The following is a 24,721-nucleotide window of genomic DNA, read 5'->3' as shown; positions in this document are numbered from 1 at the left end:
CTTCTCACGTCGTCGTCACCCGCTGCGCCAGAGGAAGTTCGGCTGTGATCCGCCAGCCGGTATCCGGTCGGGGTCCCGCGCTGAACCGGCCGCCGTGGGCCTCCAGTTGTTCTCTCATCCCCCGCAGTCCGTTGCCGCCGGAGGCGAGCATCGCGTGCGACGGGCCGACGGGCTCACCCGTCGGCCCGTCGTCCACGATCTCCAGGGTCGCGAGATCCCGGTCGAACCGGAGGGTGACGGCCACGCGCGCGCCGGGGCCCGCGTGCCGAAGGACGTTCGTCAGGCCCTCCTGGACGATCCGGAAGAGCGCGACTTCCGCCGTGCCCGGCAACCCGGCGGGCTTCTTCGCCGCGTCCAGTCGCACGTCGAGTCCGGCCACGCGCGCCCGCTCCGCCAGAGGGCCGAGCTCGTTCAGATCCACCGTGCGACGGTCCTCGCCCCCGTAACCGGAACCACCACGGAGCACCTTCACGATGTGGTGCATGTCCTCCAGCGCCTCACGGCCGGTGTCCGCGATGGTCCGCACAGCTCGCTGCGCCTTGTCGCTGTCCTTCTCGATCGCGTAGCTCGCGCCGTCCGCCTGGAGGATCATCACCGAGAGGCTGTGTGCGACCACGTCGTGCAGGTCGCGGGCGATCTCGGCGCGCTCCTCGGCGGCGGCGAGCCGGGCAAGGTGCTCCTGCTCCCGCTCGACGACCTCGGCGCGCTCCTCCAACGCCGCCACATAGAGCCGGCGCGTGCGCAGGACGTACGCGGTCAGCCAGAGCCCGGCGGACAGAACCATGAACGACGCCGCCTCCAGAAGGGAGTCCCGGCCGCTCGGCGAGGTCAGGGAGAGGGAGTCGCGGTAGAGCAGCAGGACGCCCAGCAGGACGAGGGCCCCGGCGGCGAGAGCCTGCCACATCCGCTCGGTGTGGCTCACCACCGTCACCATCGCGATGAGCACGGCCACGTCATAGAGCGCGGTGGCGTCGGCCAGCGGCTCGTCGGGCACGGTCGCCAACAGCTGTTGCGCCAGCGCCAGGGCGGATACGACGACCATGACGAGCATGGGGCGCCGCCGCCGGAACAACAGGGCAGCAGCCATTCCCAGACCCAGGAGCCAGCCGACACCCAGGTGCCAGAACTGCACGGTGAAGGCCACCGACACGGCCAGAGCGGCGTCCCAGGCCCGCAGCGACCTCGCGGTGGGTGGTGTTCGGCCCAACATGGTCGGCACCCTACTCGATCACCTCCACGAGCGGTCACGAGTGATCATGACGGGCGTTCCGGCGGCTGCCGGCATGACGACCGCGTCTCGCCGCGGGTTGGGCACACGCCCGCGGTCCCTGTACGGGAGTTCCGCCGCGTGCGGGATGGCGAGTTCCCCGCGGGCGCGCCGTACTTCGGCGGTCTTCACCGACGCGGTCGAGCGTCTTCCGCAGGTGCACGCGGAGAAGAAGACCGCAGCGCCGGGCCGGAAGGGGGTCCGGGGACGCACTGCGGAGCGTTGGACGCCTTACCTGCGGTGGTGAGTGCCGAAGTGCCTGCTTCCCTCGCCGCATCCGCCTTGACTCCAACTCCGCCACCTGGTCGTTACTGAACGCTGGTCACGCTTGGCCCCAGAAGGTCGGCTCGGCGCTGGAGCGGGCAGTGATGTCGTAGTGATTCAGCCTGGCCCACTCCCGCCCGTAATGGGCCAGCTCGGAGTGTCCGCAGTTCAGGAAGGTCTCAGCCATACGCTTGGCCGTGCCCTGCTCGGGGCAGCTGAAGAGCATCTCTGCCAGGTGCTCCTCTGAGTGCTGCATCCCGACTTTCACTCCCAGGTACACGACTCGCCGGGGGAACCGTCCGTGGCCGAAGGTGCGGAGGAAGACGCGGACCAGCGCCGGGTTGAAGATGCTGGGCCGGAGCTGGACCAGTTCAGCATGCAGCACCCTTCCTCGCGCCTCATCAATCCAGGTGTATCCGGAGATGCAGGCCAGAGTCTCTTCCACCAGCTCCTCGGCCGCGCCTATGCGATCGATCTCATCCGGCATCAGGTGAGAACGGGCGTCCAGTCTCGTGTCCGCGCCGTACACCCGCAGTGCGGCCACGGCCTCTTCCTGACCGGTGCGGTACTGGAAGGGCAGATCATCCGGATCCTCCACCACCACGGCAAGGCGTTCGCGCTCGGTGAAGCCGTCCCGGGCCGGGGTTCGCATCGCCGTTCGATCTGCCTTCCCGCCCCCGTCACCCACTGAGCTCAGCAACCGGACGAAGCAGACGAGCAGGGCAACACCGATGACTAAGCCAGCGACCACGGTCAAGCTGCCCATGCGCACCCCTCACCTCTGAGCAGGAACCCGCCAACGCCTTCCGGCACCCTCAGCCGGCGAACTGGCAGACGGCGGGGCGCGCTGAACAGCCTCTCAGGCCCGACCCGAGTACGGGGGCGGACTACTGGATCCATCAGGATCACTTGATGACCGGTCAAGCTCGCCCTCGACATCCACGACGACGGACCCCGCCGCCTCGAAACCGCCCTCGGCAAGGCCGCGAGCCGTCGTGGCCCCGGCGTGGCCGGAGCAGCGTCGGCCTTTCCCCGACCGGCGGGGGCCGGCTACTGCGGCATCGGAGAGAAGCTCTCCCCACGCAGCTGGAGAGCGGCACCTCCGACTCCCTCCGGAAGTCAACCTGGCCACCACGTGCTCCGGCCAGAAATACGCCGTCAACGACCCCTCCAAGGGCGTCGTGCGACAACGTCCCCACCGCCAAGGGCGCCGTCTGCATCGTCCTCATGGCCACGGGCTGAGGCCCGCCTGGCACGTGGTGACCGGTGCACCGGTGCTGAGGGACCACCTTCCGCTGAAAGCAGCTCACGCGAGCGGGGCCCCGAGTCGTCTTCACCGACTCGGGGCCCCGCTCATGTCCGGTGTCGCTCAGGGGCGGACGGTGCACAGGGCGAGCAGGCAGAGGTTGAACCCCTGGGTGTTGCTGGGGCCGGGGTGAGCACCGGGCCCGGAGTCGCCGACCGTGCACCGGGCCAGCAGGCAGAGGTTCCCGCCCTGTATGCCCCGGTAGAAGGCGGCCAGGCCAGGAGCGGTCGCCTCGGCGGGCGCGGCCTGCGTCTGGCGGGGGGCCACGGGGGCGGAGGGGGCAGCGGACGCGGCGGGGGCCGCGGCCAGCAGCGCGGCGCCGACGAGGGCTCCCACGAGAGGCCAGCGGGGAGCGGATGCGAAAAGCTTCACGGAGTTCTCCGATGCTCAGAACGCGCACAAGATCCGGACGGATGTCTGGATACCTCCTTCTTCGGCGCGTCCCCCTCCTCCGGATTGCTCATCGGCGTCATCCCGCCATGCGATTGGCTGATACGCGCCAGCGAAGTGCAAAATCCGCCCCGGGGTGAAGTGGCGTGCGTCACATGGGCAATCCGGGGCGCGTGTGACTTCGAATCACTCGTGTGACGGCCCACTTGGGACAACGTCAGCTCCGAGGAGGCAGTCCGCATGCACCGACCCGTCGACGTGCATGCTTCGCGATCGCGATGCACAGGTGCCCGGCCCGGCCAGGGCCCCTGTTCCGCTCCCTCCTTGACGAGCCGACGGGCCCCGGAGCTCCCGCCCGTCCAGCCCGGCCGACTTCGACCGCCGTCCGCTTCCCCCGCCATGTTCCGTCCTACCGCACCTGCGCGCCCCGGCGCCTGACGTAGCGGGCATCCCCCACCGAGGTGAATTCGCGTGACCGACGTACCGAACACCGGAACTCCGCCGGGCACCGTACGCCTGACTGCCGCTCAGCGCGGGGTCTGGTTCGCGCAGCGACTCGATCCCGCTGACCCCTCGTACAACATCGCCGAATACGCCGACATCCGGGGACCGGTCGACGCCGCACTGCTGGGCCGCGCCGTCCAGCACACCGCGACCGAGATAGAGGCCCTGCGCAGCACCTTCGGCGAACTGGACGGCGTTCCCCACCAGCGCGTCGAGGAAAGTCCCTCGCTGGCCGTGCCCTTGGTGGACCTCTCCGGTGAGGAGGATCCGCACGGCGAGGCCCTGCGGCGTATGCGGCTCTGCCTGGCGGAGGCAGCCGACCTGACGGCAGGGCCGCTGGTCCGGGTCATCCTCTACCGGCTCTCCCCTTCGCGCCACCTCTTCCACCAGCAGGTCCACCACCTGGCACTCGACGGCTACGCGGCGATCCTCGCCCTCTCCCGCATCGCCGAGGTCTACACCGCGCTCACCACGGCGCCGGACACCACCCCGGACATACGACCGGCTACCTCACTCGCGGCGCTCGTCGAGGAGGAGGACGCCTATCTGGCCTCCGAACAGGCCACGAAGGACGAGCGGTTCTGGACGGCCCACCTGGCCGGCGCCCACCCGCCCGAGGCACCGGCGGAGAACGGCGCAGCGGGGACGTACGGGACGGTGTCGGTGCGGCGCGCCTACAGCCGGGCGGAGACGGACCGTCTCAAGGCCGCCGCAAGGCGGGCCGGGACCGGGTGGCCGACGTTCGTCATGGCGGCCCTGGCCCTGTGCCTGCACCGGGAGAAGGGGCTCGGCGAGGTCGTGCTCGGCCTGCCCGTGACCGGCCGTCGCACTCCGGCCGCGCGGTCGACCCCCACGATGCTCAGTTCGATCCTGCCTCTGCGGATCCCCGTGTCCCCGGCCGATCGCGTGACCGATCTGGCCCGGCGGGTGTCCGCCGAGGCACGCTCGGTACTCCGCCACCAGCGCAGGCCGGCGGAAGCGCTGCGCCACCAGCTGGGGCTGACCGGGACGCGGACCGCGCTGACCGGGCCGACCGTCAACATCCTCGCCTTCGACGACGCCCTGCGCTTCGGGCCCCACCAGGCCACCCTGCACAACCTGTCGATCGGCCCGGTCGAGGATCTGGCGGTGGCCGTGCACGCCTCCTTCGGCGACGGTGGCCTGGAGATCGACCTGCTGGGCAACGCCAGGCGCTACGGCAGGCAGGAGCTGGCAGGACCTCATGAGCGGCTGTGCCGGGTGCTCGACGCGTTCGTGGCGGACCCGGAACGCACCGTCGGAGCGGTCAGCCCCGTCGACGAGGACGAACAGCGGCGGGTCCTCGGCCTGGGAGGCGCACGGTCATCTAACGGCGACGCGACAGCCCCGGCCCCCCTGCCCGAACTCTTCGAGCGGCAGGCGCGCCGGACCCCCGACCGCACGGCCGTCGTGAGCGACGGCGCGACGCTCACCTTCGGTGAACTCGGCCGCCGGGTCGACGCCCTGGCCCATGTGCTCTCCGCCGAGGGCGCGCGGCCCGGCACGCGCGTGGCCGTGGGGCTGCCCCGGTCGACCGACCTGGTGGTGGCGATACTCGCGGTGATGCGGACCGGGGCGGCCTACCTGCCCCTGGACCCGTCCTACCCGGCGGACCGGCTCGCCTTCATGATCGAGGACTCCCGGCCCGTGGCGCTCGTGGCGACCGCGTCGTCGGCGCGCGCCATCGACCCGGGCGAGTGGCTTCCGCGCGTCGACCCGGCCACGATCCCTCCCGGCGCCGCTGAGGCTCCCGAGACACCCGGGCCCGAACCTCACGACGCCGCCTACGTCATCTACACCTCCGGCTCCACCGGCAGGCCCAAGGGCGTCGTCGTCGAGCACCGGTCGCTGAGCAACCTCCTGGAGCACCACCGGCGGGAGTCCCACACCCTGGCCGAGGAGGCCCTGGGACGTCGGCTGCGGGTGGCCCTGAGCGCCGCGACCTCCTTCGACGCGTCCTGGGACCCGGTGCTGTGGATGGTCGCCGGACACGAGCTCCACGTCATCGCCGACGATGTGCGCCGCGACCCCCAGGCCCTGGTGCGGTACCTGGCCGACCACCACGTCGACGCCATCGAGACGACCCCCACCTACCTGCGGCAGATGATGGCCGCGGGCCTGCTCGCCCCGGGTGGCCACCGGCCCCGCGTCATCGCGCTCGGCGGTGAGGCCGTGGACGAGGGACTGTGGGAGGAGCTGGCGGCCGATCCCGGGCTGCTGGTGTTCAACTTCTACGGCCCCACCGAGACCACCGTCAACGCGGTCACCGCCCGTGTCACCGGCAACTCTCCGGTGATCGGGCGTCCGGTCGCGGGGGCCGGGGCCTACGTGCTGGACCCGTCACTGCACCCGTTGCCGCACGGGTCGGTGGGGGAGCTGTACCTCGCCGGTGAGGGCCTCGCCCGCGGCTACGCGGGCCGCCCGGGGCTCACCGCCGAGCGCTTCCTGCCCGACCCCTTCGGCTTGCCGGGGGCGCGGATGTACCGCACCGGTGACCTCGCGCGGTGGGACGAGGACGGCTCCCTGGAGTTCGTCGGACGCAGCGACCGGCAGATCAAGGTGCGCGGCGTGCGGGTGGAGACCGGCGAGATCGAGGCCGTGCTGCGCTCCCTGCCCGCCGTCGAGGACGCCGCCGTGGCCCTGACGACGGCACCCGACGGACCCGAACGCCTCGCCGCGTTCCTGGTGTCCGGCCCCGGAGCACCCGACCACGCGGAGGCCCGCGACGCGGTCGCCGCTCTGCTGCCCGGCCCGCTGGTACCGACCGCCTGGGCCACCGTGGAACGGCTGCCCCTCACCCCCAACGGCAAGCTCGACGTGGCGGCCCTGCCCCCGGCCGTGCCGGTCTCCTCCGGCGGAGGAGCGCCGCGCTCGGCTCAGGAGACCCGGATGTGCGCGGTGTTTGCCGCGTGCCTCGGAATCTCCGAGGTCGGCCGGGACGACGACTTCTTCACCCTGGGCGGCCACTCCTTGCTGGCGATGCGGCTGATCGGCCGGATCCGGGAGGAGTTCGGCGCGGAGGTCCCGATCAGCGCCCTGTTCGCGGCGCCCACCCCGGCCGGTCTGGTCGCGGCTCTGGGTGAGGCGGGCGCGGCCCGGCGTCCGGTGACGGCGGTCGTTCCCCGCCCCGATCGGCTCCCGCTGTCGTTCGGCCAGCAGCGTCTGTGGCTCCTGGAGACGCTGGGCGACGCGGGCACCTCCTACCACCTGCCGGTGGCTCTGCGCCTGCGCGGCCCGGTGGACCGCGACGCCCTGGAGCTGGCGCTGCGCGACATCGTGGAGCGGCACGAGGCCCTGCGCACGATCGTGGTGGCGGGCACGGAGGGTCCCGGCCAGCGCGTCCTGCCACCGAGCCTGCTTCCGCGTCCGCTGCTGCATGTGATGCCCGTCGGCGAGACGGCCGCCCCGGACGGCGTCCCCTTCGACCTGGAGCGGGAGATCCCGCTGCGCGCCCGGCTTTTCACCGTGGCCGCCGATGACCATGTCCTGGTCGTGACCCTGCATCACATCGCCGCCGACGGATGGTCCATGGGGCCGCTCATGCGGGACCTGACCGCCGCCTACGCAGCGCGCCGCGCCGGGCAGGCGCCCGGCTGGGACCCGCTTCCGCTCCAGTACGCGGACTTCGCGCTGTGGCAGCGTGACCTGCTCGGAGACCCGGACGCACCGGACAGCCTCGCCCGCCGTCAGCTGTCCACCTGGGCCGACGCGCTGGCCGGGCTGCCGGAGGAATCCTCCTTCCCCGCGGACCGGCCGCGTCCGGACCGGCCCTCGGGCCGGGGCGGCACCGTGCCGGTGCACGTCGGGGCGCACGACCACCGCACGCTGGTGGAGCTGGCCAGGGCGTCCGAGGCCAGCTCCTTCATGGCGCTGCACGCGGCGCTCGCCGCCCTCATGTCGCGTCTGGGAGCGGGCGAGGACATCGCCGTCGGCACCCCGGTGGCGGGCCGTACGGAGGAGTCGCTCGGCGAACTGGTCGGCTTCTTCGTCAACACGCTGGTCCTGCGGGCGGACGTCTCCGGCGCGCCGTCGTTCCGTGCGCTCGTGGACCGGGTGGCCCGGACCGACCTGGCGGCCTACGCCCAGCAGGACATCCCGTTCGAGAGGGTCGTGGAGGAGCTGGCGCCGCCGCGCTCGCTCAGCCGTCACCCCCTGTTCCAGGTGATGCTGAGCCTCAACAACACGCCCGCGCCCCGTCCGCACCTGGACGGTCTCACGGTGAGCCGTGAGACGTCCGTGGGGCGCTCGGGCTCCAAGTTCGACCTCAGCTGGGACCTGTCGGAGCAGCACGACGAGTCGGGCCGCCCGCAGGGGATCACCGGGGAGCTGGAGTACGACGAGGACCTCTTCGACAAGGCGACGGCGGAACGATTCGTCGAACACTTCTCCCGTCTCCTGAGCGCTCTGCTCGCCGAGCCGGACCGCCCGCTCGCCGATCTCGACTTCCTGAGCCCGGCACAGCGCGCCGCGTCCCTGGGCGAGCTGCCGCGTATCGCGACGAGGCCGCTCAGCGTGGCCCCGGAGACCGCCGACGGGGACTGGACGGTGCTGGACGTCCTGGCGACCCGGGCGGCCGTGCAGCCGGACCGGACCGCGGTCGTGGCCGACGACGGACGCCTCACCTTCGGCGAACTGCGGCTGCGCTCCGAGCGCCTGGCCGCCTCGCTCGGGGAGCGGGGGATCGGAGCGGGCGACCGGGTCGCCGTGGCGCTGCCCCGCACCTCCCACGCGGTCGTGGCGGTCCTGGGCATCATGCGGGCCGGGGCGGTCTACGTACCCCTCGACCCCGCCCAGCCGGCGGCCCGCACCGCGCTGGTCCTCGACACCGCGGCCCCTCGGCTGGTGCTGGCCACCTCCGCGACCCGGGGCTCTCTTCCCGACTCCGTCGACGTCCTCCTGCTCGACGAGGCCGGAGAGACGGTCGACACGGCGGCAGGCCTTCCGGCACCGCCCCGCGGCCGGGACGCCGCGTACGTGCTGTACACCTCCGGTTCCACCGGGGTGCCCAAGGGCGTCGTGGTCGAGCACCACTCGCTCGCCGCGCTGCTGGCCCACCACCGAGACCGCCTGATGGGACCCGCTGAGGCGGACAACAACGGGCTGCCGCTGCGCGTCGCGCACACCGCCGCGATGACCTTCGACGCGTCGCTGGACCCCCTGCTCTGGATGATCGCGGGCCACGAACTGCACCTCGTGGACGACGCCACACGCCGGGACCCGGAGGCCCTGACCGCACTGCTCCACGCCCGGTCGATCGATGTCGTCGAGACCACCCCCTCCTACCTCCAACAGCTCCGCTCCTACGGCCTGTTCGCTCCCGGACGCCCCCGGCCCCGGGTACTGGCCCTGGGCGGGGAGGCCGTGCCCGCCCCGCTGTGGCGGGAACTGGCGGCCCTGGCCGACGTGGCCGTCTGGAATCTCTACGGCCCCACCGAGACCACCGTGGACAGCGTGATGGGCCGGGTGCTGCCCGGCGTCCGCCCGCACCTCGGCCACCCGGTGACCGGCGCCCGCGCCCGCGTCCTGGACCATCGGATGCGGCCGGTCGCTCCCGGAGTGACGGGAGAGCTCTACGTCTCCGGCCCGGGTGTCGCACGCGGTTACGAGGGCCGCCCCGCCGCGACGGCGGAGCGCTTCCTGCCCGACCCCCACGGGGCGCCGGGCGCACGCATGTACCGGACCGGAGACCTGGTGCGCCAGGCCGAGGGGCGTCTGGAGTACCAGGGCCGGGCGGACGGGCAGATCAAGGTCCGCGGATTCCGGGTCGAGACCGGCGAGGTCGCCGCCGCTCTGGAGTCCCACGAGGACGTCGCGGCATCGGCCGTCGCGGTGCGCCCCGGCTCCGGGCCGGGAGAGGCGCACCTGGTGGGCTGGATCGTGCCCGCCGGTCATCGGGAGCCGTCCCCGCGGGAGTTGCGGGCCTTCGCGGCACGGCTGCTCCCGGCCCACATGGTCCCCTCCCTGATCGTTCCCGTGGACTTTCTCCCGCTGACCGCTCACGGGAAGGTGGACTTCTCGTCGCTGCCCTCGGCCGCACCGGCGGAACGCCCGCAGGACACGGGGCGGACTCCGCGTTCGGCCCCGGAGGAAATCCTCTGCGCCTTGTTCGCGGAGAGTCTGGACCACCCCCAGGTCTCCCCGGACGACGACTTCTTCGAGCTCGGCGGCCATTCGCTGCTGGCGACCCGGTTGATCGGGCGGATCCGGTCCGCCTTCGGCGTCGAACTCCCGGTGCGGGCCCTGTTCGAGTCCACCACCCCCGCCGCGCTCGCGGAACGGCTGGCGGAAGCGGGCTCGGCACGGCCCGCCCTGCACCGGGCACGGCACACGGAGCGGGCACCACTGTCCCCGGCCCAGGAGCGCCTGTGGTTCCTGCACCAGCTCGATCCCCGGGCGGCGGCCTACCACATGGCCTTCACCGTGCGGCTCAGCGGCACCCTGGACCAGCACGCCCTGCGCAGCGCTCTGGGGGATGTGCTGACCCGCCACGAGAGCCTGCGCACCGTCGTCGAGCCCGGTGAGGGCCGCCCGCGCCAGCGTGTCCTCACACCCGGCGACGCGCGGCCGGGGCTCCCGGTCGTCGAGGCCGAGGAGGCGGACCTGGACCGGGTGCTGCGCGAGGCGGCGGCCGAGCCCTTCGACCTGGCCCGGGACGTGCCCCTGCGGCCCGTCCTGTTCCGGAGCGCGGCGGACCGGCACACCCTCCTGGTGACCGTGCACCACATCGCGGCGGACGGCTGGTCCATGGGGCCGCTCGCCCAGGACCTGGCCGGGGCCTACGCGGCCCGGACGGCCGGCCGGGCACCGAGCTGGGCCCCTCTCCCGGTCCAGTACGCGGACTACACCCTGTGGCAGCGCGACCTCCTCGGCGACTTCGAGGACCCCACGTCCACCGCGTCGGCCCAGCTCGCCTACTGGCAGGACCGGCTCACCGCCGCCCCGGAGGAGACGGCCCTGCCGACCGACCGGCCCCGGCCCACCTCGCCGAGCGGTCTCGGCGGGACGGTAGCGGTCCCTGTGCCGCAGGAGACCATGGCCGGTGTGGCGCGGCTGGCGAGGTCGACGGCCAGCAGCACCTTCATGGTGCTGCACGCCGCCCTGGCAGCCCTGCTGCACCGGATGGGCGGCGACAGCGACGTCCTCGTCGGCACCCCGGTGGCCGGGCGGACGGACGAGGCACTGGACCCCCTGGTCGGCTTCTTCGTCAACACCCTCGCCCTGCGGACGGACCTCGGCGGCGACCCGGACTTCACCGAGCTGCTCTCCCGGGTACGGGAGACGGATCTCGCCGCCTACGCCCACCAGGAACTGCCCTTCGAACGCCTGGTGGAGGCGGTCCGGCCGACCCGCTCGCTCTCCCGCCACCCGCTCTTCCAGGTCATGCTGACGCTCAACAACCACCGGCCGCCGCGGCTGGACCTGCCCGGCCTCCGAGCCCGGCTGGAGGCGGTCGACACCGGAGGCGCCAAGTTCGACCTCTCCTTCTCCTTCACCGAGCGGACACCGGCGACGGGCGACGGGAGCAGCCTCGACGGGACGCTCGAGTACAGCCGGGACCTGTTCGACGCCGAAACGGCCGTCCGGATCGCCGAGGCTTTCGCCCTCCTGCTCGCCCACGCCGTACGCGATCCCGGCACGCTCGTCGGCGACCTGCCGCTGGTCGGCGCCGAGGAACAGCGAAGGCTGCTGGACATCGGCGAGAGCCATGCCCGCTCCCCGCACGAGCCCGCTCCGTTCGAAAGCGTGCTGGACCGGTTCGCGGCCACCGTGGCCGCGGCGCGCAGCGGTGACATCGCGGTGACCGCCCCCGACGGCAGCCTCTCCTTCGCGGAGCTGGACGCCCGCTCGGACCGGGTCGCCTCGCTGCTCGACCGGGCCGGGGTACGCACGGGCGACCCGGTGGCCGTCCTGCTGCCGCGGTCCACCGACTCCATCGCCGCCCTGCTGGGCGTGCTGAAGGCGGGGGCCGTCTACGTACCGGTCGACGACTCCCTCCCGCAGGGCAGGATCGACGCGGTGCTGGCGGAGGCCCGCCCGCACACCGTGCTCACGACCGCCGGGACGCACGAGCGGGCGCGGAGCGCCCCGCACCGGCTGGACCTGTCCACCCAGGACGGCGCCGCCGTGCCCTTCGACGGTTCGGTGTCCCCCCGGGAGCGGTGGCGGCCGGAACCGGGCGAGCCGGCCTACCTGCTGCACACCTCGGGTTCCACCGGCCGTCCCAAGGGCGTCCTGGTCGGCCACGGCTCCCTGGGCCGGCTGCTCGAACACCACCGCCGCCACGTCTTCACGCCCGCCGTACGGGCGGCCGGAAGGCCGCGGCTCGATGTCGCGCTGACGGCAGCCCTGTCCTTCGACGCCGCGTGGGACCCGGTGCTCTGGATGGTCGACGGCCACCGGCTGCACGTGCTGGACGACCTCACGCGGCGGGACCCGGAAGCGCTCGTCGGCGCGGCCCGCGTCCAGGGGCTCGACGTGCTGGAGTCCACGCCCACACACGTCCGTCAGCTGCTGGACGCCGGGCTGTTCACCGGGGACGGTCCCGCCCCGTCCGTGGTGGTCCTCGGCGGCGAAGCCGTCCCGGCCGGGCTCTGGGAGGACCTCCGGGCGCGGCCGGGCCTCACGGCCTGGAACTTCTACGGCCCCACCGAGGCGACGGTCGACACCCTCACCGCCGACCTCCGGGCGACCGAGCGGCCGGTCCTCGGCCTCCCGGTCGACGGGACCTCGGTCCGCCTCCTCGACGACCGGCTGCGGCCCGTACCGGTCGGGGTGACCGGTGAGCTCTACCTGGCCGGCGCCGGCCTGGCTCTCGGTTACCAGGGGCAGTCCGCGCAGACCGCGACGCGATTCGTACCCGACCCCCACGGCCCGGCGGGTACCCGGATGTACCGCACCGGGGACCGGGCGGTGCGGAGGTCCGACGACACCCTGGAGTTCACCGGCCGCGCCGACGACCAGGTCAAGGTGCGCGGCTTCCGGGTGGAACCGGAGGGAATCGCCGCTGTGGTGACGGAACACGCCGACGCCGCCCAGGCGGCGGTGGTGGCCCGGGGCGAAGGCCCCGGCGGCTCGCGCCTGGTGGCCTACGTCGTGCTCACCGGGCAAGACGCGGCATCGGCCGGGACCGGCTCGGCCGAGCCGTCCGGTCCGGACGGAACGACCCGCTCCGAGGCCGAACGGCTGACCGCGATACGGGAGCACACGGCGGCCCGACTGCCCGCGTACATGGTCCCGTCCGGCTGGGTCGCCCTGGACCGCATCCCCCTGACCCCGAACGGCAAGCTGGACCGAAGGGCCCTCCCCGCGCCGCAAGCCACCGCGGAAAACGGGCGCAGCCCCCGCAACCCACGGGAAGACGTGCTGTGCACGCTGTTCGCCGAGACACTGGAGCGCGAACGGGTCTTCATCGACGACGACTTCTTCGAGCTCGGCGGGCACTCCCTGCTGGCGGCCGGGCTCATCCGCCGTATCCGGGACGCGCTCGGGGCCGACGTCAGCATCCGCAGCCTCTTCGAGGCGCCCACCGTCGCCGCGCTGGCGGAGCGCCTGGGAAGCGGTGTCCAGGACGACCCGCTGGCGACCCTGCTCCCGCTGCGCACCAGGGGAACCCTGCCTCCGCTGTTCTGCGTCCACCCGGCGGGCGGACTGGCCTGGGCCTACGCCGGGCTGCTTCCCCACCTGGACAACGACCGGCCGGTCTACGGACTGCAGACCCCCAACCTCGACGGCACCCGGCCCTTCCCGGACAGCATCGAGGCCATGGCCGCCGTCTACGTGGCCGAGCTGCGGTCCGTCCAGCCGCACGGCCCCTACCACCTCTTCGGCTGGTCCTTCGGCGGCAACGTCGTCCAGGAGGTCGCCGTCCAGCTCCAGGAAGCGGGCGAGGAAGTGGCCCTGCTGACGATCCTGGACGCCTTCCCGCTCGCCCCGCTGGACGACCTGGACAGCGCCAGCCGGGACACCGTCTTCCGGGCCCTGCTCTCCAACATGGGGGTCGGCCAGGAGGCGTTGGAGGGCAACGGGCCGGTCGAGGCCGTCGCCGTACGCGACCAGTTCCGGGCCAACGGCAGCCCCCTCGGGGCGCTGGAACCGGCCACGATCGACGCGATGGTCGACAACTTCGCCGGTCAGGCCAGGCTGATGCGGAAGTACACCCCCCGCGTGTTCCACGGTCCGGCACTGTTCTTCACCGCCGTCGAGGGACGCCCCGCGAACACCTTCGACCTGTCCCTGTGGGACCCCTACATCACCGGTCCCATCGAGAACCACGACGTGGCGTGCGCGCACGCCCAGATGATGCAGCCCGCCGCGCGGGAGCAGATCGGCACCACCGTCACGGCCGTGCTCGCGGCCGGTCACCCCACCGATTGAGGAGAGCTGTCATGACGAACCCCTTCGACGACCCCAACACCCAGCACCGCGTCCTGGTCAACGACGAGGGCCAGCACGCCCTGTGGCCGTCCTTCGCGGCGGTCCCCGCCGGCTGGGACGAGGTCTTCGGCCCGGCGGAGCACACGGCCTGCCTGGAGTACGTGGAGGTCAACTGGACCGACATCACCCCCAGGAGCGCCCGCACGCGCGTGGCATGAACCCGGCCCCGCCCCCGCACGGGCCGCGCCTGGCCCCCGTCCTGAGCACCCACCTGAGAGAGGCGTCGATGACCTCCCCTCCGACCCGCCCGGCCATACGCGCCGAAGGACTCACCAAACGCTTCGGGAAGAAGCAGGCGCTGGCCGGTGTGGACCTGGAAGCGGCCCCCGGCACCGTGCTGGGGGTCCTCGGCCCGAACGGCGCGGGCAAGACCACCACGGTCAGAATCCTTTCCACACTGCTGCGACCGGACGGCGGCCGCGCCTGGATGGCCGGTCACGACGTCCTCGCCGCCCCGGAGGCCGTACGCCGCGACCTCGGGCTCTCCGGGCAGTACGCCGCCGTCGACGAGAAACTCACCGGGCGGGAGAACCTCTACCTGGTCGCACGGCTCTACGGATTCGGCCGGCACGCGGCCCGCCGCCGGGCCGCACAACTGCTCGGCGACTTCGACCTGAAGGACGCGGCCGACCTGCCGAGCAAAACGTACTCCGGGGGAATGCGCAGACGTCTGGACCTGGCCGGCGCCCTGGTGGCGCGGCCGCCGGTGGTGGTCCTGGACGAGCCCACCACAGGGCTCGACCCCCGAGGACGGGCGGACACCTGGCAGGCCGTCAGGAACCTGGTGGCCGACGGCACGACCGTGCTGCTCACCACCCAGTACCTGGAGGAGGCCGACCAGTTGGCCGACGCCATCGTCGTCATCGAGAGCGGCACCGTGGTCGCCCGTGGCTCCGCCGCCCAGCTCAAGGCGCGCGTGGGCGGCGAGCGCCTCTCACTCACCGTCGCCGACCCCCGGAACCGCCGCACCGCTACGGAGATCCTGGCCACGCTCGGCGACCACTTTCCCGACCTCGACCAGCGCACCGGACGCCTGACGGTCGCCACCGACCACGGCGCACGGAGCCTGGAGTACGCCCTGGGCTGTCTGCGGCTGGCCGGGATCACCGTCCAGGACGTGGAGCTGGCACCGCCGACGCTGGACGACGTCTTCCTCTCTCTCACCGGCCGGACCCCCGCACCCGACGAGGCAGCGCCCTCTCCGGGCGTCGCGGCGGTCGGCGGAGGTGCCCGATGACCACCGTCCAGCGGCTGGGCCGCGACTCCTCCATCATCGCCTGGCGCAATCTGCTGAACCTGCGCCGGACGCCCGGATCGGTCATCGCGGCGCTCGTGCAGCCGGTGATGTTCGTCCTGCTGCTCGCCTACGTCTTCGGCGGCAGCCTCGGCGGAGCCGAGTACCGTACCTTCCTCATGGGCGGCATCTTCGCCCAGGCCGTCACCTTCAACTCCGCCTTCACCGCCCTCGGCCTGGCCAACGACATGGACAAGGGCATCGTGGACCGCTTCCGCTCCCTCCCGATGCCCGCCATGGCCGTGCTGCTGGGACGCACCCTCTCCGACCTGACCATGAGTGCCATCACCCTCGTCGTCACCTCCCTGTGCGGTCTGCTGGTCGGCTGGCGCATCAGCGCCTCACCCACCGAGGCGCTCGCGGCCTACCTGCTGATCCTGCTCTTCGCCTTCGCCATGTCCTGGGTGGGGGCGGCGATCGGGCTGATGGCCCGCAGCGTCGAGGTGGCCCAGAGCGCGGGGCTGATCTGGCTCTTCCCGGTGACCTTCGTCTCCGCGGCGTTCGTCTCCCCGCACACCATGCCCGGCCCCCTGCGTACCGTGGCGGAGTGGAACCCGGTCTCCGCCACGGCCACCGCGGTCCGCGACCTCTTCGGCAACCCGCCTCCGGCCGGCCTGCCCGCGAGCGACGCCTGGCCCGTCGTACACGCGCTCCCTTACGCCACGGCCTGCGCCGTCCTCATCACCGGCGTCTTCATGCTCCTCGCGCTGATCCGTTTCCGGCGCATCACGCTCGGCTGAGCCGAGCGGTCTCCGGACTCAGTGACCTCTTCGCCCGCACTCTCACCCGCCAGGGCGCCCCGCTCCCGACGTCCCCCAGGTCGAGCGCCGGCCAGGGCGCGCCGTCGTCCACGCGCCCCCACAGGTAGCCAGGCGCTTTGACCTGGACGGACCACCGCGCGCGGTGCCGTCAGGAGGTGACTCCTCGTTCGGCCCGATGGTCGCCAGGAGGCGCCCCGTGTCATCCGGCGAAGCGCCAGCAAAGTCAGCGAGGTCCGCAAGTGGTCAGCCTGAGTCCTGAAGACCCAGGGGAACGCCGCCCGGCACGCGACGCGTTGTAGAGTCGGTAAACAGCCCTTGACCTGCACGTACGCAGGCAGGGAGCCGAAAAACGGGAGTTCGTCCATGTTGCGCACCATGTTCAAGTCCAAGATCCACCGCGCCACCGTCACCCAGGCCGACCTGCACTACGTCGGTTCCGTGACGATCGACGCCGAGCTGATGGACGCGGCCGACCTGCTGCCCGGCGAGCTGGTCCATATCGTTGACATCGACAACGGCGCCCGTTTGGAGACCTACGTCATCGAGGGCGAGCGCGGCTCCGGAGTCATCGGGATCAACGGCGCCGCCGCACACCTCGTGCACCCCGGCGATCTGGTCATCCTGATCAGCTACGCCCAGGTCGACGACGCCGAGGCGCGTTCCCTGGTGCCGCGGGTCGTGCACGTGGACGCGGACAACCGGATCGTGGCGCTCGGCGCGGACGCCTCGGCGCCGGTGCCCGGGACCCGCACCGAGCGGAGCCCGCACGCTGTCGTCGCGGGCGGCTGAGGCCGCCCCACCCGGGCGGGGGCGCGTCCGGGATCACGAGCGAGGGAGCATCAGCCATGACGGAGAACACGCCCGCGGAGGACACCCCAACGGGGAACACGCCCCCGGAGATCAAGGACGACCGGGAGCACGGCGCTCTCACGGCCTACGTGGCGGGCGAGCCCGCCGGGAGCATCGCGTACTTCGTCATGGAGCCCGCCCCGGGTGCGCTGGTCGCGGTGCACACCGTCGTCCGCCCCGAGCACGAGGGCAAGGGCGTCGCCGGGGCGCTCGTCCGGGAGTTCTACGCCCTGGCCGCCCGCGACGGCGTTCCCGTCGTACCGCTCTGCCCGTACGCCGCGACGTGGGCGCGGCGCCATCCCGAGGCGGCCCCCGAGGCGCCGGAGGAGCTGGTCCGGGAGGCGAAGCGGCAGCTCAGGAAGCACCCCGAGCTGTTCTGAGCACCGCGGTGGCGGCGGACGAGGCCGCAGGGGGTCCTGGTCGCCGCCCTCGTTCACGTGTGGACTCGGCGGGCGCGGGCAGCCGCACCGGGAGACGGTGGAGGAAAGCTCCATCTGTCCGTTTCGTGTCGTTGTGGAGGTTCGTATGACCCACCCGTACCCCGACCCCGTACCGCCTGCCCCGACGCCTCCGCCCGCGCCGGGTCCGCCCACCCCGGTGCCGAGCCCGACGCCGCCGGGGCCCGCGCCCGTGCCGCCCGGTCCGACGCCGGACCCCATCCCGCAGCCGCCCGGCCCGGACCCCGTACCGGCCCCGGAGCCCGAGCCGCAGCCCGCGGGGACCTGAGGACGCACCTCGCCCGGATCTCGTGCGCGCCGGCCGCCGCGGGGCCTTCGTCGCGCGCCCACGTCCGGTCCCTGTGTGAGGCCCCGCCCGCCGTGGTGGGGTCCAGGGCGGGGACCCGTGGCGCCGGGCCGCGCGGGGGCGTCTTCGGGGTCCCGGCCGTGACACCCCGCCCGCCGCCCGGGGGCCCGCCTCCGCTGATCGGGGCGGGCTCCGCGCTCCCTCGGGCCGATGGCCCCCGCGAGACGGATCGGCGAGCATGGCGAGAACAGGGCGCCCGGAGGTCAGCCCCCGAGGAGCAGCGCGTCCGCGTGCGCGAGACCGCTCTCCGCGGCGATCGCGTCCATCGTCTGGGCGTCCCGCACCGTCGCGAACACCACCGCCCCGTCCGGTCCGGCGCTCCGGAACCCGTACACCGCGGGCCGCGGCAGGCTGTTGTACGCCCACGGGGTGGAGAAGTAGTACGCCCCCGTGTCGTACAGCACCACCACATCGCCCTCGGTCAGTTCCGGAAGCTCCCTCCCGTACGCCACCACATCGCCCGCGAAGCAGCACGGGCCCGCGATGTCCTGCGCCAGCACCGGACCGGACTTGGGCGCCCCGTCCGGGCCGAACGCTCCGATCCGCAGCGGCCAGTCCCCGGGCATGAGCACCGTACGGGTCGCGGTCTGCGCACCCGCGTGGGGGAGCGCGATCCGGCGGGCCCCGGCGTCCTTGGTGTACTCCACCCGGGCCCCGATGAACCCGTTCTTCGCCAGCAGCGACCGTCCGAACTCGGTCACCAGCCCGTAGCGCCCGGAGAAGAGGCCGGGGGCGGCCCCGGCGAGCGCCGTCACGTAATCGGCGTAGCCGGGGCGCACCGTCTCGTCGGTGAAGTTGACCGGCAGGCCGCCGCCGATGTCGAGGCTGGTGACCTGTCGGGTGCCGAGCGTCGCGTTGATCTCCTCGGCCAGCTCGTACGTCCGGGCCACCCCGGCCGCGATCAGCTCCAACGGGCAGCCCTGCGAGCCGACATGGGTGTGCAGCCGGGTCAGCCACGGCCGGTCCGCGAAGGCCCGCACCACCGCCTCGCGGGCTCCGGGGTCGCGCAGCGCCACCCCGAACTTCGCGGTGTCCGTCGCCGTGCTCATCGGGCCGATCGAGCCGGCGCCCACCTGCGGGTTGACGCGCAGTCCGAACACCGAGGCCGTGGCCCGGTTCCGCAGGGCGTCGACGCGGCGCAGCTCTTCGAGGCTGTCCGCGTTCACCGCCACACCGAGGGCGAGCGCGAGGCGGATCTCCTCGCGGGTCTTGGCGGGGGAGTCCAGCACGATCGAGGCCGGGGCGAACCCCGCCTCCACGGCGAGCCGCAGCTCACCCGGGCTCGCCACCTCGCACCCCATGCCCTCGGCGGCGAGCAGCCGCAGCACCGGGACGAGCGAGCAGGCCTTCGCCGCGAAGGTGTGCAGCACCCCGGGCGCCCTCGCGAAGGCGTGGTGCAGGGCGGCGACGGAGGCGCGTACGCCGTCCGTGTCGATGAACCCGGCGACCGGGCCCCTCTCGCCCAGCAGCCCCTGCCCGACGGCCGCGCGGACGGCGGCGTCGAAGCGGGAGGCGGCGGGCGGTGCCGGACCGGGAGGGGCGGGAGGCGGCTGTGTCATGAGCCACCATCCCGGACCGCCGCTCCCCCCGCCGCCCGTCCACGCCGGTCCCGGAGCCCCCGGGGCACACCCGGCCGGGCGGGTCAGCTGGCCGCACCCTCCGACCGGTCGCCGCCCCACAGCGTGTGGAACGTCCCGTCCCGGTCCGTACGCCGGTAGGTGTGCGCCCCGAAGAAGTCCCGCTGCCCCTGGGTGAGCGCAGCGGGCAGCCGCTCCGCCCGCAGCCCGTCGTAGTAGGCCAGCGCCGCCGCGAAACCCGGCGTCGGCACGCCCTGGCGCACCGCCTCCGCCACCACCGCCCGCCAGTCGTCCTGGGCCGCGCCGGTCTCCCGCCCGAACTCCTCGTCCGCCAGCAGGCTGACCAGACCGGGGCGGGAGTCGTACGCCGCCCTGATGCGGTCGAGGAATGCCGCCCGGATGATGCAGCCCGCCCGCCAGATCGCGGCGACCGCCCCGAGGTCGACGTCCCAGCCGTACAGCTCACTGCCCGCCCGGATCTGGTGGAAGCCCTGCGTGTAGGAGACGACCTTCGAGGCGTACAGGGCCTGTTCGACCCGGTCCGCGAACGCCGCCGCCTCCGCGCCCCGCAGCGGCCGGGGCGTCGGCCCCGGCAGACCGCGCGAGGCCTCCCGCAGATCGGTGTGGCCGGAGAGCGACCGGGCGAAGACGGCCTCGGCGATGCCGGAGACCGGGACGCCGAGGTCGAGCGCGATCTGCACGGTCCAGCGCCCGGTTCCCTTCTGCTCGGCCCGGTCCTGGACGATGTCGACGAAGGGCTTCCCGGTCGCGGCGTCGGTATGGGCCAGGACCTCCGCCGTGATCTCGATCAGGTACGAGTCCAGCCGCCCCGTGTTCCAGGTGCGGAAGACGTCGGCGATCTGCGCGGGGGAGTAGCCGCCGACGGCGCGCAGCAGGTCGTACGCCTCCGCGATGAGCTGCATGTCCGCGTACTCGATGCCGTTGTGGACCATCTTCACGAAGTGCCCGGCGCCGTCGGGGCCGATGTGCGCGGTGCACGGCGTACCGTCCTTGGCCCGCGCGGCGATCCGCTCCAGCAGGGGCCCCAGCGACGCGTAGGACTCCGCCGAGCCGCCCGGCATGATGCTGGGCCCGTGGAGCGCGCCCTCCTCACCGCCGGAGATCCCCACCCCGACGAAGTGGATGCCGCGTCGGCGCAGCTCCTTCTCGCGGCGGCGGGTGTCCTCGAAGTGGGCGTTCCCGCCGTCGATGACGACGTCGCCCTCCTCCAGCAGCGGCGCGAACTCCGCGATCACCGCGTCGGTCGGCTCACCGGCCTTCACCATGATCACCAGGCGCCGGGGCCGCTCCAGGGCGGCGACGAACTCCTCCGGGGTCCGCGTCGCGACGAAGGTTCCCTCGTCGCCGAACTCCTCGACCAGCTCCTCCATCCGGGAGGTGGTGCGGTTGTGCAGGGCGACGGTGAAGCCGTTGCGGGCGAAGTTCCGGGCGAGGTTGCGGCCCATGACCGCGAGCCCGGTGACGCCGATCTGGGCGGTGCCGTTCATCTCTGTGCTCCTGGGGTGAGGGGTGGGGGGTGTGTACGTATGCGGGCGCCGTGCGGGCCGCGCGTGCGCCCCGGTGCGTTCAGGGTTACGGGGGGCTTACGGGTTGCGGGACGGGGACCAGGGGAGTCGTGGTGTCGGGGAGGCGGCGGCTCAGGGTTGCGTGCTGCCCAGGCTGGGACCGTCCGGGCCGCCGGAGCCGGGACCGTCCGCATCGCCGGGGCCGGGGAGCGCCCCGCCGTCGACGAGCGGGTCCTCTTCCGCGGGATCGGGGATCACGTGCATGGCCGCTTCCTCGGCGGACGCCGCCGCGCCGTCGATGCCCACATCGCTCGCGGTGAGCGTGGCCGGGACGCTCCACTCGGCCTGCTGGGTCAGCCGACCGGCGCGGGCGACCCCCACCTCGTCGTCCCAGAGCTCCCCGTCCCCGCCCACCAGGTCACCCACACCGTCACCCCGGTAGCCGTCGGACTCCGGCACCTCACGGGTCAGCCGGTCCTCCAGCGACTCACCCGCAAGGCCCTCCGTCGCGGTGGTGCCCCGGCCCTCGACCGCCCACGGCCGGTCCGGCGGCGAATAGCCCTCGTCCAGCGGATCGCCGGTGCCGGAGGGGTCCATGAGCGTGTCCTCGGCCCCCAGCTGCTCCGTGGGGTCGGAGGCCTCCGGCTGGTCCTGGGGCTGGTAGACATCGTCCCCCCGGTCGGTGTCGCTCATGGCGCGTCCTTTCCTCGGCGGAACCACGGTCCCCTGTACGCAATTCCACTCCGGTCCAGCTCCGGCCGCAAAGGGAAGATCGGCCTCCGCTCCCCATGCGGGGCGGCCGGGCGAGCCGCCCCGCCCCGGACGTACGGCCACCGCGCGCGGACCCGCCCGCTCCCCGGCGCCCCGGGCACCACGGACCTGCCCGCTCTCCGGTGCCCCCGGCACTCCGGCGCGCACAACCCGTCATCCACCCCGTAGTCCCCCCCGGCACGCCCATCGTCAGGGATTAAGCGCTGGCGCGACGGCCGCGCGGCCTGCGAAGCTCTCCGGCGGCCGACCGAGCGGCGGCCGACCGAGCGGCGGCCGACCGAGCGGTCGCCGGAGAGAGGGGGCGGGAGTGGCAGGGGCGGACGTCTTCACGACGAGGTCGGGGCGGGTAAGGGGGCGGCGCTCTCCCCGGGACCCGGAGATCGTGACCGTGCTCGGCCTGCCCTACGCCGCCCCGCCCTTCGGCGCGCTCCGGTTCCGGGCACCGCGCCCGGCCGCACCGTGGGACGGGACGCGTGAGTGCACCGCCTTCGGGCCGGTGGCTCCGCAGTCGGCCGAGCTGCCGGGCGCCCCGGCCTGGTCGCCCGGCGACGAGGACGTCCTCACGCTGAACATCTGGACGCCCGCCGACGGTCCCGGGGACCTCCCCGTCCTGGTCTGGCTCCACGGCGGCGCGTACCTCTTCGGCTCCTCGGCCCAGCCCGATTTCGACGGCACCGCGCTCGCGGCCCGGGGGCTCGTCGTCGTCACGCTCAACAGCCGCCTCGGCTTCGAGGGGTTCGGCCATGTCCCCGGCGGCTCGTTTCCCGACAACCGGGGGCTGCTCGACCAGATCGCCGCCCTGGAGTGGGTCCGCGACAACATCGCCGCGTTCGGCGGCTCGCCCGACCGGGTCACGGTCGCCGGGCAGTCCTCGGGCGCCACCTCGGCGGCCTGCCTGGTGGTGGCGGACCGGGCGCGCGGCCTGATCCGCCGTGCCGTTCTGCACAGCGCCGTCAACGCCTGCGCGTCGGTGAGCCAGGCGGCCCGTACCACCGCCGAGGTCGCCTCGGCCGCCGGTGTCCCCGCCACCGCCGACGCGTTGCCGCTCGCCCCGCCGCACACCCTCGTCGCCGCCTCGGACCGGGTCATGGACCGCTACCGGCAGGACCCCGGCTCGGGAAAGCGCCACTACGACCCCGCGCTCTACGGCCCGGTCGCCGACGGCGTCCTGCTGACGGCCGACCCGCTGGAGGCGCTGGCGGCCGGGGCGGGCGGCGAGGTGGAGCTGCTGGTCTGCCACACCACGGAGGAGTACGGGCTGATGGACGCGGTCGGCGGTGGCGCCACGATCGCGACGGAGGCCGGGCTGAGCGCTTTCGCCGCCGCCTTCGGCCTCCCCGCGCCCCTGGTGGACGGCTATCGCGCACGGCTGCCGGGAGCCTCGGTGGCCGATGTCCACCTGGCCCTCCACTCCGACCTGCTGTTCGCGGAGTACACCACCCGCCTCGCCGAGGCGCACGCCCGCGCGGGCGGCCGGGCCCACCTCGCCCGGTTCGACCGCCGCCGGGGCGGCCGGGGGAAGCGGGTGCGCGCCTGGCACTGCGCGGACATCCCGTTCGCCTTCGGGAACCTCCACGAGGAGAGCGTCCACTTCCTCATCGGCGGCCCGCCCGGCGATCAGGACGAGAAACTGTCGCGCCGCATGACCCGCGCCTGGGCGTCCTTCGCCGCTCACGGCGACCCGGGCTGGGACCCGCTGACCCCGGACACGGGGGCCGGGGCGGCGGTGCGGGTGTGGCGTACGGCGGGGGAGACCGGGGGAGTGCCGCGCGGTGGTGACCCGGGGCGGGGCGACGGGTTCCGGGACCTGTGGCGGGCGGCCGGTCTGCCCCTGCTCCCGCCGTGAGCACCCCCGTACACGGGCGCGGCATACATAAAATCGACCCGCACCGATGTTAAAGGAACGGCAAAGAGGGCATGAAATCGCTATGGACGTGCCGCCCATTGCCTGGATCGCGCTCATCGGCTTCATCGTCGTCGTGCTGGTCCTCGACCTCTTCGTCTTCCACCGCAAAGCCGCCGTCATTCCGGTCAAGGAAGCCGCCGTGTGGAGCGCCGTCTGGATCACCCTCGGACTGAGCTTCGCCGGACTTCTCCATCTGTGGCAGGGGCACGTCGCTGCGGAAGAATATCTGGCGGGTTATCTCATCGAGAAGAGCCTGTCCGTCGACAACATCTTCGTGTTCGCCCTCATCTTCGGGTACTTCGGCATCCCGGACCGCTACCAGCACCGCGTGCTGATGTGGGGCATCGTCGGCGCCCTGCTGATGCGCGGTGTGTTCATCGCCGTGGGCGCCGCCCTCCTCGACGCCTTCCACGTCACTCTCTACGTGTTCGGCGCGTTGCTGCTGCTCACCGCGTACAAGGTGCTCCGGCACGGAGCGGCCCAGGTCCGCCCCGAACGCAACATCGTGCTGCGCGGGCTGCGGCGGATCATGCCGGTCACCCGGGAACTGCACGGGCAGCGCTTCTTCGTCCGCTCCCGGGGGGTTCTGATGGCCACCCCGCTCTTCGCCGCGCTCCTGGTGGTGGAGACGACGGACGTCGTCTTCGCGGCGGACAGCATTCCCGCGATTTTCGCCGTCACGGAGACCACCTTCATCGTCTTCGCCGCGAATGCCTTCTCGCTGCTCGGAATGCGCGCCGCTTATTTTCTCATCAGTGGGGCCGCGCGTCGATTCCGGCGACTGCAAACCGGACTCGGCGTAATTCTCGCGGGCATCGGCGTGAAACTGCTGCTCACCGATGTCTACAAGGTGCCCATTTGGCTTTCCCTCTCCTTCATCGTCACGGTCCTCGCCGTCACCTTCGCCGTCTCCTGGTACGAGACACGCGGTGAACGAGGACGGGCGAAGCGCGAGGAGGCCGCACCCCGGGAGGAGTTGCCGGACGCCGGGGACGAACTGCACCCCGAAGCGGACCGGAACGCCGGCGGCAGGTGAGCTCCCGCGGGGTG

Annotated in this window: 14 protein-coding genes; 8 read left to right on the top strand and 6 right to left on the bottom strand. The window is 73.1% G+C overall.

The features are described 5' to 3' along the window. Positions 1 to 4 precede the first annotated feature (4 nt). The 3 genes from ACIRRU_RS24180 to ACIRRU_RS24170 all read right to left on the bottom strand — a co-directional run bounded on the left by ACIRRU_RS24180 (position 5) and on the right by ACIRRU_RS24170 (position 3,209). Positions 5 to 1,210, bottom strand: coding sequence for a sensor histidine kinase (locus tag ACIRRU_RS24180; protein WP_403683783.1), 1,206 nt, complete (start codon positions 1,208 to 1,210; stop codon positions 5 to 7). Between the two features lie 379 nt (positions 1,211 to 1,589). Then, on the bottom strand, positions 1,590 to 2,297 hold the full coding sequence (locus tag ACIRRU_RS24175) for a hypothetical protein (protein ID WP_403683781.1): 708 nt from the start codon (positions 2,295 to 2,297) through the stop codon (positions 1,590 to 1,592). A gap of 603 nt (positions 2,298 to 2,900) precedes the next feature. Continuing rightward, the gene (locus ACIRRU_RS24170; protein WP_363199965.1) at positions 2,901 to 3,209 is read right to left on the bottom strand and encodes a hypothetical protein; all 309 of its coding nucleotides are present in this window, start codon (positions 3,207 to 3,209) and stop codon (positions 2,901 to 2,903) included. Between the two features lie 489 nt (positions 3,210 to 3,698). Between ACIRRU_RS24170 and ACIRRU_RS24165 the strand changes: the two genes are divergently transcribed. From ACIRRU_RS24165 to ACIRRU_RS24140, 6 genes are all read left to right on the top strand, one after another. Beyond that, positions 3,699 to 14,123: an amino acid adenylation domain-containing protein gene (locus ACIRRU_RS24165; RefSeq protein ID WP_403683779.1), complete on the top strand. Its 10,425-nt coding sequence runs from the start codon at positions 3,699 to 3,701 to the stop codon at positions 14,121 to 14,123. An 11-nt stretch (positions 14,124 to 14,134) separates the two neighbouring features. After that, entirely contained in the window at positions 14,135 to 14,341 is a 207-nt protein-coding gene (locus ACIRRU_RS24160; RefSeq protein ID WP_363199963.1) for an MbtH family protein, read from the top strand. Positions 14,342 to 14,409: 68 nt separating this feature from the next. Next, the gene (locus tag ACIRRU_RS24155) at positions 14,410 to 15,420 is read left to right on the top strand and encodes an ATP-binding cassette domain-containing protein (protein ID WP_403683776.1); all 1,011 of its coding nucleotides are present in this window, start codon (positions 14,410 to 14,412) and stop codon (positions 15,418 to 15,420) included. After that, entirely contained in the window at positions 15,417 to 16,217 is an 801-nt protein-coding gene (locus tag ACIRRU_RS24150; RefSeq protein WP_363199961.1) for an ABC transporter permease, read from the top strand. The genes ACIRRU_RS24155 and ACIRRU_RS24150 overlap by 4 nt, the downstream gene beginning before the upstream one ends. 384 nt (positions 16,218 to 16,601) lie before the next feature. Further along, the gene (gene panD, locus ACIRRU_RS24145; RefSeq protein ID WP_403683774.1) at positions 16,602 to 17,027 is read left to right on the top strand and encodes an aspartate 1-decarboxylase; all 426 of its coding nucleotides are present in this window, start codon (positions 16,602 to 16,604) and stop codon (positions 17,025 to 17,027) included. Positions 17,028 to 17,083: 56 nt separating this feature from the next. Next, positions 17,084 to 17,467 carry a GNAT family N-acetyltransferase gene (locus ACIRRU_RS24140; RefSeq protein WP_403683772.1) on the top strand — a complete coding sequence of 128 codons (384 nt, stop codon included), beginning with the start codon at positions 17,084 to 17,086 and terminating at the stop codon, positions 17,465 to 17,467. A 627-nt stretch (positions 17,468 to 18,094) separates the two neighbouring features. On the opposite strand, the gene ACIRRU_RS24135 is transcribed toward ACIRRU_RS24140, so the two are convergent. From ACIRRU_RS24135 to ACIRRU_RS24125, 3 genes are all read right to left on the bottom strand, one after another. Then, positions 18,095 to 19,450: a diaminopimelate decarboxylase gene (locus ACIRRU_RS24135; protein ID WP_403683770.1), complete on the bottom strand. Its 1,356-nt coding sequence runs from the start codon at positions 19,448 to 19,450 to the stop codon at positions 18,095 to 18,097. 83 nt (positions 19,451 to 19,533) lie between these two features. After that, on the bottom strand, positions 19,534 to 20,976 hold the full coding sequence (gene gndA / locus ACIRRU_RS24130; protein WP_403683768.1) for an NADP-dependent phosphogluconate dehydrogenase: 1,443 nt from the start codon (positions 20,974 to 20,976) through the stop codon (positions 19,534 to 19,536). Between the two features lie 150 nt (positions 20,977 to 21,126). After that, positions 21,127 to 21,687 carry a DUF5709 domain-containing protein gene (locus ACIRRU_RS24125; protein WP_403683766.1) on the bottom strand — a complete coding sequence of 187 codons (561 nt, stop codon included), beginning with the start codon at positions 21,685 to 21,687 and terminating at the stop codon, positions 21,127 to 21,129. 385 nt (positions 21,688 to 22,072) lie between these two features. On the opposite strand from ACIRRU_RS24125, the gene ACIRRU_RS24120 reads away from it, so the two are divergent. Together ACIRRU_RS24120 and ACIRRU_RS24115 are read left to right on the top strand one after the other, a co-directional pair. After that, positions 22,073 to 23,611: a carboxylesterase/lipase family protein gene (locus ACIRRU_RS24120; RefSeq protein WP_403683765.1), complete on the top strand. Its 1,539-nt coding sequence runs from the start codon at positions 22,073 to 22,075 to the stop codon at positions 23,609 to 23,611. Positions 23,612 to 23,693: 82 nt separating this feature from the next. After that, complete coding sequence (locus tag ACIRRU_RS24115; RefSeq protein WP_403683763.1) at positions 23,694 to 24,707, top strand: TerC family protein; 1,014 nt, start codon at positions 23,694 to 23,696, stop codon at positions 24,705 to 24,707. Positions 24,708 to 24,721: the final 14 nt, after the last annotated feature.

The sequence above is a fragment of the Streptomyces sp. NPDC101181 genome (assembly GCF_044767975.1).
In the GTDB taxonomy this organism is placed as follows: Bacteria; Actinomycetota; Actinomycetes; order Streptomycetales; family Streptomycetaceae; genus Streptomyces.
The sequence above is the reverse complement of the archived record's forward strand: the minus strand, read 5'-3'. Positions and strand labels throughout refer to the sequence as shown.

Bases quoted from the DNA above. Each gene is read 5' to 3' on its own strand.
- ACIRRU_RS24155 (WP_403683776.1), top strand. From the start codon at position 14,410: ATGACCTCCCCTCCGACCCGCCCGGCCATACGCGCCGAAGGACTCACC.
- ACIRRU_RS24160 (WP_363199963.1), top strand. From the start codon at position 14,135: ATGACGAACCCCTTCGACGACCCCAACACCCAGCACCGCGTCCTGGTC.
- panD (WP_403683774.1), top strand. From the start codon at position 16,602: ATGTTGCGCACCATGTTCAAGTCCAAGATCCACCGCGCCACCGTCACC.
- ACIRRU_RS24125 (WP_403683766.1), bottom strand. From the start codon at position 21,687: ATGAGCGACACCGACCGGGGGGACGATGTCTACCAGCCCCAGGACCAG.
- ACIRRU_RS24140 (WP_403683772.1), top strand. From the start codon at position 17,084: ATGACGGAGAACACGCCCGCGGAGGACACCCCAACGGGGAACACGCCC.
- gndA (WP_403683768.1), bottom strand. From the start codon at position 20,976: ATGAACGGCACCGCCCAGATCGGCGTCACCGGGCTCGCGGTCATGGGC.
- ACIRRU_RS24180 (WP_403683783.1), bottom strand. From the start codon at position 1,210: ATGTTGGGCCGAACACCACCCACCGCGAGGTCGCTGCGGGCCTGGGAC.
- ACIRRU_RS24135 (WP_403683770.1), bottom strand. From the start codon at position 19,450: ATGACACAGCCGCCTCCCGCCCCTCCCGGTCCGGCACCGCCCGCCGCC.
- ACIRRU_RS24175 (WP_403683781.1), bottom strand. From the start codon at position 2,297: ATGGGCAGCTTGACCGTGGTCGCTGGCTTAGTCATCGGTGTTGCCCTG.
- ACIRRU_RS24115 (WP_403683763.1), top strand. From the start codon at position 23,694: ATGGACGTGCCGCCCATTGCCTGGATCGCGCTCATCGGCTTCATCGTC.
- ACIRRU_RS24150 (WP_363199961.1), top strand. From the start codon at position 15,417: ATGACCACCGTCCAGCGGCTGGGCCGCGACTCCTCCATCATCGCCTGG.